This window comes from Methylosinus sp. shoA (assembly GCF_059718125.1).
The window spans coordinates 3,473,101-3,485,188 of the sequence record NZ_AP046091.1 but is presented as its reverse complement, the minus strand read 5'-3'; the positions used below and the strand labels follow the sequence as shown (position 1 = coordinate 3,485,188).

Sequence of the window (12,088 nt, the reverse complement as noted above, 5' to 3'; positions counted from 1 at the left end):
TTCCTACTCCGCCGCAACCTGCACCGGCTCGGGATGCGGATTGGCCGAATAGCGGTCGATGCGCTTCTCGATCTCGCCGCGGAAATGATTGATGAGACCCTGGATCGGCCAGGCCGCCGCATCGCCGAGCGCGCAGATCGTATGCCCCTCGATCTGCTTCGACACGTCGAACAGCATGTCGATTTCGCGCTTGTGCGCGCGGCCCTCGGCCATGCGGGTGACGACGCGCCACATCCACCCCGTGCCCTCGCGGCACGGTGTGCATTGGCCGCAGCTCTCATGCTTGTAGAAATAAGAGATGCGGGCGATGGCGCGGATGATGTCGGTCGACTTGTCCATCACGATTACCGCCGCCGTGCCGAGGCCGGAGCCGAGCTTCACGAGGCTGTCGAAATCCATCGGACAGTCGAGGATTTGATCCGCCGGCACGAGGCGCACCGAGGAGCCGCCCGGAATGACGGCGAGCAGATTGTCGGAGCCGCCGCGCACGCCCCCGCAATGGCGGTCGACCAGCTCGCGGAAGGGGATCGACATCGCCTCTTCCACATTGCACGGCTTGTTCACATGGCCGGAGATGGAGAAGAGCTTGGTGCCCGTATTGTTGGGCTTGCCGATGCCGGCGAACCAGCTCGCCCCCCGCCGCAAGATAGTCGGCACGACCGCGATCGATTCGACATTGTTGACCGTGGTCGGGCAACCGTAGAGGCCGACATTGGCCGGGAAGGGCGGCTTCAGGCGCGGCATGCCCTTCTTGCCCTCGAGGCTCTCGATCAGCGCCGTCTCCTCGCCGCAGATATAGGCGCCGGCGCCGTGATGCACATAGAGGTCGAAGGGATAGCCGTGGACATTGTCCTTGCCGATGAGCTTCGCCTCATAGGCCTCGTCCACGGCGCGCTGCAGCGCGACGCGCTCGGCGATGAACTCGCCGCGCACATAGACGTAGCAGGCGTGCGCGCCCATGGCGAAGGAGGCGACGAGGGCGCCCTCGACCAGCGTATGCGGGTCGTTGCGCATGATCTCGCGGTCCTTGCAGGTGCCGGGCTCCGACTCGTCGGCGTTGATGACGAGATAGGAAGGACGCGCAGGGTCGGGCGTCTTGGGCATGAAGGACCATTTGAGACCGGTGGAGAAGCCGGCGCCGCCGCGTCCGCGCAGTCCGGAATCCTTGACCTCCTGAATGATCTTGTCGCGGCCGAGCGCGAGCAGCGCCTTGGTGTCGTCCCACTGGCCGCGCGCGCGGGCGCCGGCGAGGCCCCGGTCGCCATAGCCGTAGAGATTTGTGAAGATGCGATCCTTGTCGGCGAGCATATCGAGTTCACTCCGCCTGCGCTTTGGCGCCGTCGCCGTAGAAAGAAGCGAGGCTCGTCAGTCCGCCCGCGGGCTCCGAGGAGACGCGGCCCGTCTGCGAGCCGGTCTTCACCGGCCGGCCGGCGGCGAGATCGTCGAGAAGCTTCTCGAAATTCTCGGCCGTCAAATCTTCGTAATAATCGTCGTTGATCTGCACCATCGGCGCGTTGCAGCAGGCGCCGAGGCATTCGACCTCGAGCCAGGAGAACAGGCCGTCCGCCGTCACATGGCGCTGCGGGCCTACACGACGCTCGAGCACGGCGATCAGCTCGTCCGAACCGCGCAGCATGCAGGGCGTCGTGCCGCAGAGCTGGACATAGAATTTTCCGACCGGCTCGAGATTGAACATCGTGTAGAAGGTCGCGATCTCGAGCACGCGGATGTAGGGCATGCCGAGCGTGTCCGCGACCTTTTCGATCGCCTTCTGCGGCAGCCAGTAGTCATTCTGCTTCTGCGCCTGCCACAGGGCCGGCACGACCATGGAGGCCTGGCGCCCGTCGGGATATTTGGCGATCTGCTTTGCGAGCCACGCGAGGTTCTCGGGCGTGAACTCGAAGCTGTCCGGCTGCTGCTCGGCGAGACGACGTATGGACATTTAGCGATCGACCTCCCCGAAGACGATATCGAGCGAACCGAGGATCGCCGATACGTCGGCCAGCAGATGGTTCTTGCAGAGAAAATCCATGGCCTGGAGATGCGCGAAGCCCGGCGCTCGGATCTTGCAGCGATAGGGCTTGTCGCCGCCGTCGGAGACGAGATAGACGCCGAACTCGCCCTTGGGCGCCTCGACCGCCGCATAGACCTCGCCGGCCGGCACTTTGAAGCCCTCGGTATAGAGCTTGAAGTGATGGATGAGCGCCTCCATCGAACGCTTCATCTCGGCGCGAGGGGGCGAGCAGATCTTGTTGTTCACCGTCGCCACGGGGCCGCGATTCTCGGCCGTCAGCAATTTTTCGACGCACTGCCGCATGATGTGCGTCGACTGGCGCATCTCCTCCATGCGGATGACCGCGCGGTCGTAGCAGTCGCCATTCTTGCCGACGGGAATGTCGAAATCCATCTCCTCGTAGCAATCATAGGGCTGCGACTTGCGCAGATCCCATGGCGCGCCAGAGCCGCGCACCATCACGCCGGAGAAGCCGAACTTCCACGCGTCCTCGAGCGAGATCACGCCGATGTCGGCGTTGCGCTGCTTGAAGATGCGGTTGCCGATGAACAGCTCTTCGAGATCGTCGCAGACTTTCAGGAAGGGCTTGCAGAAAGCGCCGATGTCCTCGACGAGTCTATCGGGCAGATCGCGGGCGACGCCGCCGGGACGGAAATAATTGGCGTGCATGCGCGCGCCGCTCGCCCGCTCATAGAAGACCATGAGCTTCTCGCGCTCTTCATAGCCCCAGAGCGGCGGCGTGAGCGCGCCGACGTCCATCGCCTGCGAAGTGACATTGAGGAGATGCGACAGCAGACGGCCGATCTCGGCATAGAGGACGCGGATCAGCTGGCCGCGGCGGGGAACTTCGACGCCCAGCAGGCGCTCGATCCCGAGGCAGAAAGCGTGCTCCTGATTCATCGGCGAGCAATAGTCGAGCCGATCGAAATAAGGCACGTTCTGCAAATAGGTGCGCGCCTCCATCAGCTTTTCGGTGCCGCGATGCAGGAAGCCGACATGCGGATCGCAGCGCTCGACCACCTCGCCGTCGAGCTCGAGGATCAGACGCAGCACGCCATGCGCCGCCGGATGCTGCGGGCCGAAGTTGAGATTGAAGTTGCGGAGGCTCTGGTCGTTCATAGAGACAGTCCCAGACGGGGAAGAGAGGCGTAGTAAGCAGCGGAAGGAAGCCGGAAGTTCATTTCACGCGCTCTTTCACTTGCTCGCTTTTTCATCGCCGGGAAGGTCGTACTGAACGCCCTCCCATGGCGACAGGAAGTCGAACTTCCGATATTCTTGCGTGAGGTTCACCGGCTCATAGACGACGCGCTTGCGCTCGTCGTCGTAGCGCACCTCGACATAGCCGGACATCGGAAAGTCCTTGCGCAGCGGATGACCGTCGAAGCCGTAGTCGGTCATGATGCGGCGCAGGTCCGGATGGCCGTCGAACAGGACGCCGAAGAGGTCATAGGTCTCGCGCTCGAACCAGTCGGCGCCGGGATAGAGGCTCGTCAGCGACGCGACCGGCGTCGCCTCGTCGGTCTGCGTCTTCAGGCGGATGCGCTGATTGCGCTTGGGCGACAAGAGATGCAGCACGACGTCGAAACGCTGCTCGCGCTCGGGATAATCCGCGGCGGTGATGTCGATGAAGCTCACGAAGAGCAAGTCCGGGTCGTCACGCAGCACGCGCGCGGCGTCGAGCCAGCGCGAGCGCTCCACCTCGACGGCGAGCTCGCCATAGGCGATTTTCAAGCCGGTCACCGCCCCTGGCAGGGCGGCCGCCACCTTCTCGCCGAGCAATTCGAGTTCCGCGCTCATGAAAGGCTCACCTCACTAGAAGAAACCGACGGCTCGTCGCGCGTCGGTTCGCTTCGTCCTCGCTTTTTTCAAGCGCGCCTCGGCAGAGGCGCGGAACGTCACCGCTCGATCGTCCCGCTGCGCCGGATCTTCTTCTGCAGCAGCAGCACGCCATAGACGAGCGCCTCGGCCGAAGGCGGGCAGCCGGGGACATAGATGTCCACCGGAATGATGCGGTCGCAGCCGCGCACGACCGAATAGGAATAATGATAGTAGCCGCCGCCATTGGCGCAGGAGCCCATCGAGATGACGTAGCGGGGCTCCGGCATCTGGTCGTAGACCTTGCGCAGCGCCGGGGCCATCTTGTTGGTGAGCGTGCCCGCGATGATGATGACGTCCGACTGGCGCGGGCTGGCGCGCGGGGCGAAGCCGAATCGCTCGAGGTCGTAGCGCGGCATGGCCGCCTGGATCATCTCGACCGCGCAGCAGGCGAGGCCGAAGGTCATCCACATCAGCGAGCCGGTGCGCGCCCAATTGATGAGGTCGTCGGTCGCGGTGACGAGAAAGCCCTTGTCGGCGAGCTCGTCGTTGAGCCCGAGATAGAACGGGTCGTCGGCGCCGACCGGCTTGCCGGTGCGCGGATCGACGAGGCCCTTCGCGGACGGCGCGACGAGAGTCGGGCTCTGGCGCGTGATCAATCCCATTCGAGCGCTCCCTTGCGCCATTCATAGACGAAGCCGACGGTCAGCACGCCGAGGAAGAACATCATCGACCAGAAGCCGAAGCTCCCCGCCTCCTTGAAGGCGACCGCCCAGGGAAAGAGAAAGGCGACCTCGAGGTCGAAGACGATGAACAGCAGCGCCACCAGATAGAAGCGCACGTCGAATTTCATGCGCGCGTCGCCGAAGGGGTTGAAGCCGCACTCATAGGCGGAGAGCTTCTCCGGATCGGGCGCCTTGAAGGCGAGCAGGAAGGGGGCGACGAGCAGCGCGCCGGCGATGATCGCCGCGAGGGCGATGAAGATCACGAGCGGCAGATATTGTTCGAGAAGGCCTGGCATGGCGAAGTCCGACGTTGGGCGGCGGAGGGCGGCGCGCGTCTACGGGGGTCGGGAACCGGGGCGCCGTCCGGCCGCGCGTTCCGTAACAAAGCGTATAGATCAAAGCAAGAGACAAGCTCGTCCGCGCCGAAGGGTTTGCGCCGGCTTTCCGTCCGCTCGCCCGCAGCTTCGGCGAAAATTTGCCCGAGGCGCCCGTAATTCAGGCGGGCGAGGTCGCGGCGGCGATCTTCGCCGCCGCCCGCATCTCGTCGAAGCGCCGGGCGCGCCGCTCCAACGCCTCCGCATCCGCGCCCCAGAGCTTCATCTGATGGTCCTCGTCGACATGGGCGGCGGCCCAGGCGGCCTCGAGCCCGATCTCGCACAGCGCCACCGCCAAAGCGATGACGCAGGAGCCGGTCAAGGTCGTCATCGCATGCAGGGCGGCGAGGCGGAAGGGCGCGCCGGCGTCCGCTCCCACGTAATCGCGCACGGCCTTCGCCACGGCCTCCGTGGCCTCCGGCGGCTGCGCGACGAACACGATCCCCTCGGTCGAGGCGAGCGGGGCGCCGAGACGCTCCTCGGCGAAAGCGATCAGCGGGTCCCACGCCTCGGCTTGCGCCGCGGCGAGGCCGGCCGGCGCGCCGGCCCGATAGCTCACCAGATCGGAGCCGGCGTATTTGACCATGTCGGCCGCGACCTCGGCCATGCGCCCGGCGACCCCGTCCAGGCTCGTATTCACGAGCCGCGTCAAAGGCATGACGGCGGGGTCGAGGCGTTCGCCCTGCGCCGCCCATTCGGCCGCGAGCGCGGCGCTCAGCTCGCGCCAGGGCGTCGCCAGCGGCCGGCGGCCGGGCGTTTTCACCGCCTTGCCGTCGAGCAGCACGGCGAAGCCGTCCTCGGTTTCGCGCGCCTCCGCCGTCTCATAGAAGCGTTTCGGCAGCTCTGGGCGCGCGCCCTGCCCCGCGGCGCGGAGCGGATTGCGCTCCTGCTCCGCCACGAACAGACCGTCGATGAAATTGTCGTTGTCGGCGGCCATGGGGCTCTCCTTCGGCGCGGCTCAGGCGTCCGGCGCCGACAATATGGGGTCTTCGCGCCCCGGGTCGAAGCCGAAGACGTCCCAGCTCTTCTGCATATGCGGCGGCAGCGGCGCGGTCACGTCGAGGACGCCGCCTTTGGGATGGGGCAGGATGAGCCGCCGGGCGAGCAGGTGGAGCTTGCGCTCCAGCCCGTCGGGCATGGCGCGCAGGGGATCGCGGCGGCGCACGTCGTCTTCGGCCCTGTGGCCGTATTTCGGATCGCCGAAGATCGGGCAGCCGATCGCCTCGGCATGGGCGCGCAGCTGATGGGTGCGGCCGGTGAGCGGCTTCATCGACAGCCAGGCGCAGCGCGGCGCGGCCTTCTCCACGATCGCATAATAAGTGAGCGAGTGCTGCGCGCCCTCCTCGCCATGCCGCGCCACCCGCATTTTTTCGCGCGCGTCCGCGGCGTCGCGGCGTTCGGCGTCCGGCCGCGCGGGGCGTTCGTCGCCCATCCCGGCGCCCTTGGCGAGATAGAGCGAGACCCGGCCCTGGGCCGGCTTGGGCACGCCCTCGACCATCGCCCAATAGATTTTCTGCGCCTGGCGCGAGCGGAAAATCTCGCCGAGCTCGGCCGCAGTGCGCCGATTCTTGGCGATGAGCAGCACGCCGGAGGTGTCGCGGTCGAGCCGATGCACCAGCACCGGCCGCATATCCCCCTTGGCCAGCGATCCGAGCATGCCGTCGATATGGCGCTTCATGCCCGAGCCGCCCTGCACGGCGAGACCGTAGGGCTTGTTCAGCACCATGAGGCTCGCGTCCTCGTAGAGCGTCATCTCGGCGAGGACGCGCGCGTCCTCGGGAGCGACGCGGAGAATCGTCGGCGCGGCGGCGCTGTCGATCTTCAGCGGCGGCACGCGGATTTTCTGGTCCTGCTCCAGCCGGGTCGAGGTGTCGGCGCGCTTGCCGTCGACGCGCACCTCGCCCTTGCGGCAGATCTTGGCGAGATGTGACAGGGCCAGCGCCGGAAAGCGCCGCTTGAACCAGCGGTCGAGTCTGAGGCCCGCCTCGTCCTCGGAGACGGTGAGCGTCTGCACGGACGTCGAGGCGGCGGGACGAGGCGTGGTCGCGCTCACGAGAGAGCCCTCATGATCGAAAGGCCGAGGAACAGCGCGAGGATCGCGAGGCCGACGGAGCCGGTGACATAGAGCCAAGCCTCGACGATGTCGCCGCGCTCGAGGATGGTCGCCGCGTCGAGCGAGAAGGCGGAGAAAGTGGTGTAGCCCCCGATAATGCCGGTGGTCAGGAACAGGCGCAGCGACTGCGGCCAGCCCGGGCCGGATTTGAAGGCGAAATAGCCCGCCACGAGCCCCATGGCGAAGGAGCCCGTGACATTGATGATGAATATGCCCCAGGGAAATTGAGAGCCGAGCGCGCGAGCGCAATAAACATTGACGTAATGTCGCAGGACGCCGCCGAGGCCGGCGCCGAAAAAGACGAGAAGGACAGTGCGCATAGCGCCTTTTAGCGCAGCCTCGCGGCTTCGTCACGGCGCCGGCGAAAGGGATGGAAAAGGACGCGCTCGCTTCGATTGGCTTCAAATTGAAGCGAGCGGATTCAAGGCCGGTTTACTCGCCTCTCTCCATGATAGAGTTCCGATCTCGCCGGCGCGGGAGCGAAGGCCGCCCGCGCCCGGATCGAGCATGATCGGATTTGAGTGGAGATCGCGTCGGCCCGCCGGCCGGCGGGATCGGTTTCGCGCTCCGGCCCATCGGCGGGCCGGCGTGCGCCGCGCATGTGGAGCGACGGCCGTGCGAAAATCATATTTGCGCCCGTGGCGGGAGCCCGGGAGCGCGTTGGACGCCGCCGCCGAGCCGCGTTTCAAAGGCCGCTTCACCGCGCCCGACCGGCGCGATTATTTCTGCCGGGCGGTCGACATGTCGTCGGAGGTCGTCGCCCTGCGCGCCGATTACGCCCCGGACATCGGCGCGCGCATCGTTCTTCACCTCGAGCGATGGGGCAGATTCGAAGGCGCGGTGATTCGCGTCTTCGCCGGCGGCTTCACCGTCGATCTCGAGATCGCCGACCGCGGCCGCGCCCATGTGGCGATGCAGCTCGCCTGGCTGTCGCGCCATGCGGCGGGCGGCGCGGCGTTCCGCGCGCATGAGCGGCTGACGCCGCGGCGGCGCTTCATCACCTTCACGGTGCAGGGGGTCACGCTTCCCTGTGAGATCCTCGATCTCTCGCGCAGCGGCGCCTCGGTGCGGACCAATGTGAAGGTGCCCGACGGCGCCGCCGTGACGCTCGGCCGCAAGACTATCGCGGAGGTCGCCCGCCAGACGGAACAGGGTTTCGCCGTGCGCTTCCGCCGCCTGCTGCCGCTCGAAGGCTTCGACGAGGACATCGAGCTCTGATATGATTTCGCGTCGTTTTATCGGAGGTCGTCGCCTTCCCGCGACGCGAGCAAGGCTCGGCCGCAGCGCGCCCTCTGGAGCATCCTTCGAAGCTTTTCGCCTTTGGCGAAAAGCGCCTCAGGATGAGGGGGCTGATCGATCCAACCACCTGTAGAAACAGCCCCTCACCCTGAGGAGCCCGCGAAGCGGGCGTCTCGAAGGGTGGGCTGCCTCGCGCCCTCTGAAGCGTCTTCGAGGCTTTTCGCCTTCGGCGAAAAGCGCCTCTGGCGGGGCCGGTCATGGGCCGCGCTGACGAAACATGCGCTCTCCGCCGAGCGTCGCTATGATAGGACGAACGCGCGCTCCGGCAGAGGCAGCTCGATGTCCATCACGATCCGGCGGCTCGGCCGCGCCGACGCCGCGTCTTTCCACGCGCTGCGGATCGAAGGCTTTCGCCTGCACGACCGCGAGTTCCGCTTCGCGCCCGAGGACGAAGCCGGCCTCGCGCTCGCGGATGTCGCAGCACGGCTCTCGCGCGACGCCGTGTTCGGCGCCTTCGACGGCGACACTCTCGTCGGCGTCGCCGGCCTCGCCTTTTCCACGGGCGCGAAGACGCGGCACAAGGCGCTGCTCTGGGGGATGTATCTGCGCGCGGCCTATCGCGGCGCCGGCGTCGGCGACCGCCTCATGTCCGCGCTGCTCGGTGAAGCGCGCGGGCGCGTCGAGATGGTGACTTTGACCGTCATCGACGGCAATGCGCGCGCGCAGCGCTTCTATGAACGATGGGGCTTTGTGACCTATGGCGTCGAGCCCCGCGCCGCGCGCACGGCGGACGGCGACTATCTCGACGAAGCGCTGATGGCGCTCGGCCTCGACCGAGGCGCGCTCAAATGAGCTTCAGCCCCTTGAGGCTCGCATGGCCGTTGCGGCCGACGATCAGATGATCGTGCACCGCGATGCCGAAAGGCTGAGCGATGGCGATGATGTCGAGCGTCATGCGCACATCGGCGGTCGAGGGCGTCGGATCGCCGGAGGGGTGATTATGCGCGAGAATCAGCGCCGTGGAGCCGAGCTCCAATGCGCGGCGCACCACTTCGCGCGGATAGACCGGCGTATGGTCGACCGTGCCGACGCCCTGCACCTCGTCGGCGATCAGCGCATTGCGCTTGTCGAGGAAGAGGATGCGAAACTCCTCGCGCTCGGCGTAGGCCATGGCCGTGCGGCAATAGTCCAGAACATCCATGAAAGAAGAGAGCGCCGGCCGTTTCTGCAATGCGCCGCGCGCGAGACGGCGCGCCGCCGCCTCGACGAGCTTGATCTCGCAGATGGCGGCCTCCCCGAGCCCCTCGATCTCGCGCAGCCGCTCGGGCCGCGCCGTCACCACCTCCGAATAGGAGCCGAAGCGGGCGATCAGCGCCTTGGCGAGCGGCTTGACGTCGCGCCGGGCAATGGCGCGAAACAAAAGCAGCTCCAAGAGCTCGTAATCGGCGAGCGCGGCCTCGCCCGCTTCGAGGAAGCGCTCGCGCAGCCGCTGCCGGTGTCCGTGGAAATGGGGGGCCTCCTCGCGCAGGCCGGCCGCCGCTTTGGCCTTTGGCGCGCCGGACTCGGTCATGAGGCGGGGGCGGACGCCGTCGGAAGGTCGAGCCCCGCGGGCGAGGCGGTGAAAATTTCGACGCCGGTCTCGGTGACGCCGAGCGAATGCTCGAATTGCGCCGAGAGCGAACGGTCGCGGGTCACGGCGGTCCAGCCGTCGGAGAGGACCTTCACTTGCGGGCGGCCGAGATTGATCATCGGCTCTATAGTGAAGAACATGCCGGGGCGCAGCTCCACGCCCTGGCCGGCGACGCCATAGTGCAGGATGTTGGGCTCGTCGTGGAACAGCCGGCCGAGGCCGTGGCCGCAGAAGTCGCGCACGACGGAGCAGCGCTCGGCCTCCGCGAAGCGCTGGATCGCAGCGCCGATGTCGCCCGTCGTGGCGCCGGGCTTCACCACCGCAATGCCGCGCATGAGGCATTCATAGGTCACCTCGATGAGGCGCTGGGCCCTGCGGGGAATTTCGCCGACCGCGAACATGCGGCTCGAATCGCCGTGCCATCCGTCGACGATGAAGGTGACGTCGATATTGACGATGTCGCCTTCGCGCAGCGGCTTGTCGTCCGGAATGCCGTGGCAGACGACGTGATTGATCGAAGTGCAGATCGACTTGCGATAGCCGCGATAATCGAGCGGGGCGGGATAGGCGCCGTTGGCGATGGCGAAGTCGAAGACGAGATCGTCGAGCGCCTTGGTGGCGACGCCGGGGCGCACGTGAGGAACGAGCATGTCGAGCGCCTCGGCGGTGAGCCGCCCGGCGCGGCGCATGCCCTCGAAATCCTCGGATCCATGGAGCTTGATCTGGCCGCTCCGCCGTCCGGAGCCCGCGAGGCGGGACTCGACGAAGGTCATGAATGTCTCTCTGCTCGGGTTTTCGGGTCGACGTTGCTTATAAGTTAAGCTGCTGACCGCGCAAAGCAAGAAGGTTTCGCGCCCCGCGCGCCGGCCGCAGCCGCGCCGGCGCGACATCCCCCTGTCACGCGCGTGACCTAGAGCCCGGCCGGCTGGACCTCGGCCATTAGGTCGAACGCGCCGGCGCTCACGATCCTGGAGCGCCGGATCGCCGCTCTGCGGCCTCCGGCGCGCAATGGGGGGATATCGAATGTACGCCAAATGCTTTTCATACACGCTCGCGGCGGCTTTCCTGGCCGCCGGCGTCTCGGCGACGGCGCAGGAAAAGGTGATCACGCCGCAGGTCGTCAATTCGGGCAAGACCACGCTCGCCGTGTTCGGCGATTGGCCCTACAACGCCAATCTCCTGAACAATGCGAATCTGCTGCTCGACTCGGTCAATTCGGACCCCGACGTGAAGCTCGTGATGCACGTCGGCGATATTCACTCGGGCAGCGCGCCCTGCACCAGCGCCGAGATCCTGCCGCCGATCCAGAGCTCGGTTCCCGGCTGGAACCAGCAGATCTACGCCATTTTCCAGAAATTCGAGGCGCCGGTCGTCTATACGCCCGGCGACAATGAATGGACCGACTGTTACAAGACCAAGGCGGGCGCCGCCGGCGACCCGCTCAAGGAGCTCGCCAGCATCCGCTCCCTGTTCTTCGCTCGGCCGGGACATACCCTCGGCCTCGCCGACAGGGAGGTCTTCAGCCAGGTGGACTATGCGTCGAAGGCCTATCCGGCCGACGCCGCTTACGTCGAGAACCTGATCTGGGTGGACGCGAAGACCGTGTTCGTCACGCTCAACCTGCCCGGCTCGAACAATGACGGCCTGGCCTGGGGCTCCTTCGAGAATCTGGCGGCGCGAAAGGCCGAGATCAAGGCCCGCATGGCCGCGGACACGCGCTGGCTCCAGTCCGCTTTCAGGCTCGCCAACAGCTTGAACGCGCTCGGAGTAGTGGTCGCCCTCCAGGCGGACATGTGGGATCTGACCGCCATCGCGCCCGGCGGAGACGGCCTCAACCACTACACGACCTTCGTCAAGGAGCTCGCCCGGCTGACTCTGCTCTTCAACAAGCCGGTGCTGGTCATCAACGGCGACTCCCACGTCTATGGAGCCGATCATCCGCTCGCCAACCCGGCCAGCCTGCGGGGCAAGATCCACAAGACGCCGGCTGTCCCCAATCTGACGCGCATCACGGTTCAGGGCGCGACGACCAAGCCGGCGGAGTGGGTGAAGCTGACGATCGACCCGAGCAAGCCCAAGCTGTTCAGCTGGGTGAACGTGCCCTTCTGCCTCGACCCCGAAGGGTCCTGCAAATAAGCCGCGAAGATCGCGGGCGCGCCCTCGTGGCGCGCCCGTCTC

At 66.5% G+C, this 12,088-nt stretch carries 14 protein-coding genes; 3 read left to right on the top strand and 11 right to left on the bottom strand.

Going from position 1 to position 12,088, the window contains the following annotated elements:
• Positions 1 to 3 precede the first annotated feature (3 nt).
• The 9 genes from nuoF to crcB form a co-directional block, all read right to left on the bottom strand.
• Positions 4 to 1,308, bottom strand: coding sequence for an NADH-quinone oxidoreductase subunit NuoF (gene nuoF / locus AC6IW9_RS16120; RefSeq protein ID WP_497765104.1), 1,305 nt, complete (start codon positions 1,306 to 1,308; stop codon positions 4 to 6).
• Between the two features lie 7 nt (positions 1,309 to 1,315).
• Entirely contained in the window at positions 1,316 to 1,942 is a 627-nt protein-coding gene (nuoE, locus tag AC6IW9_RS16115; RefSeq protein WP_497765102.1) for an NADH-quinone oxidoreductase subunit NuoE, read from the bottom strand.
• Entirely contained in the window at positions 1,943 to 3,133 is a 1,191-nt protein-coding gene (locus AC6IW9_RS16110) for an NADH-quinone oxidoreductase subunit D (protein WP_497765100.1), read from the bottom strand. It lies immediately after the preceding gene.
• Between the two features lie 75 nt (positions 3,134 to 3,208).
• The gene (locus tag AC6IW9_RS16105) at positions 3,209 to 3,811 is read right to left on the bottom strand and encodes an NADH-quinone oxidoreductase subunit C (protein ID WP_497765098.1); all 603 of its coding nucleotides are present in this window, start codon (positions 3,809 to 3,811) and stop codon (positions 3,209 to 3,211) included.
• A 98-nt stretch (positions 3,812 to 3,909) separates the two neighbouring features.
• Positions 3,910 to 4,494: a NuoB/complex I 20 kDa subunit family protein gene (locus AC6IW9_RS16100; RefSeq protein ID WP_018265967.1), complete on the bottom strand. Its 585-nt coding sequence runs from the start codon at positions 4,492 to 4,494 to the stop codon at positions 3,910 to 3,912.
• On the bottom strand, positions 4,485 to 4,850 hold the full coding sequence (locus tag AC6IW9_RS16095; protein ID WP_497765095.1) for an NADH-quinone oxidoreductase subunit A: 366 nt from the start codon (positions 4,848 to 4,850) through the stop codon (positions 4,485 to 4,487). The genes AC6IW9_RS16100 and AC6IW9_RS16095 overlap by 10 nt, the downstream gene beginning before the upstream one ends.
• Before the next feature lie 199 nt (positions 4,851 to 5,049).
• Positions 5,050 to 5,865, bottom strand: a complete 816-nt coding sequence (locus AC6IW9_RS16090) for an ATP12 family chaperone protein (protein ID WP_497765093.1) — start codon at positions 5,863 to 5,865, stop codon at positions 5,050 to 5,052.
• 21 nt (positions 5,866 to 5,886) lie between these two features.
• The gene (locus AC6IW9_RS16085) at positions 5,887 to 6,981 is read right to left on the bottom strand and encodes an RluA family pseudouridine synthase (protein WP_497765091.1); all 1,095 of its coding nucleotides are present in this window, start codon (positions 6,979 to 6,981) and stop codon (positions 5,887 to 5,889) included.
• The gene (crcB, locus tag AC6IW9_RS16080; protein ID WP_497765089.1) at positions 6,978 to 7,361 is read right to left on the bottom strand and encodes a fluoride efflux transporter CrcB; all 384 of its coding nucleotides are present in this window, start codon (positions 7,359 to 7,361) and stop codon (positions 6,978 to 6,980) included. The genes AC6IW9_RS16085 and crcB overlap by 4 nt, the downstream gene beginning before the upstream one ends.
• A 295-nt stretch (positions 7,362 to 7,656) precedes the next feature.
• Between crcB and AC6IW9_RS16075 the strand changes: the two genes are divergently transcribed.
• Together AC6IW9_RS16075 and AC6IW9_RS16070 are read left to right on the top strand one after the other, a co-directional pair.
• Positions 7,657 to 8,259 (top strand): pilus assembly protein PilZ, encoded by a 603-nt coding sequence (locus AC6IW9_RS16075; protein ID WP_497765088.1) that lies wholly within the window; start codon positions 7,657 to 7,659, stop codon positions 8,257 to 8,259.
• A gap of 360 nt (positions 8,260 to 8,619) precedes the next feature.
• On the top strand, positions 8,620 to 9,132 hold the full coding sequence (locus AC6IW9_RS16070; RefSeq protein ID WP_497765085.1) for a GNAT family N-acetyltransferase: 513 nt from the start codon (positions 8,620 to 8,622) through the stop codon (positions 9,130 to 9,132).
• Here the strand turns inward: AC6IW9_RS16070 and radC are convergent.
• Both radC and map read right to left on the bottom strand, forming a co-directional pair.
• Positions 9,125 to 9,850, bottom strand: a complete 726-nt coding sequence (gene radC / locus AC6IW9_RS16065; protein WP_497765082.1) for a RadC family protein — start codon at positions 9,848 to 9,850, stop codon at positions 9,125 to 9,127. The genes AC6IW9_RS16070 and radC overlap by 8 nt on opposite strands.
• Positions 9,847 to 10,683, bottom strand: coding sequence for a type I methionyl aminopeptidase (gene map / locus AC6IW9_RS16060; RefSeq protein ID WP_497765079.1), 837 nt, complete (start codon positions 10,681 to 10,683; stop codon positions 9,847 to 9,849). Before map ends, radC begins: the two co-directional genes overlap by 4 nt.
• 250 nt (positions 10,684 to 10,933) lie before the next feature.
• Between map and AC6IW9_RS16055 the strand changes: the two genes are divergently transcribed.
• Positions 10,934 to 12,046 carry a hypothetical protein gene (locus tag AC6IW9_RS16055; protein WP_497765077.1) on the top strand — a complete coding sequence of 371 codons (1,113 nt, stop codon included), beginning with the start codon at positions 10,934 to 10,936 and terminating at the stop codon, positions 12,044 to 12,046.
• Positions 12,047 to 12,088 lie beyond the last annotated feature (42 nt).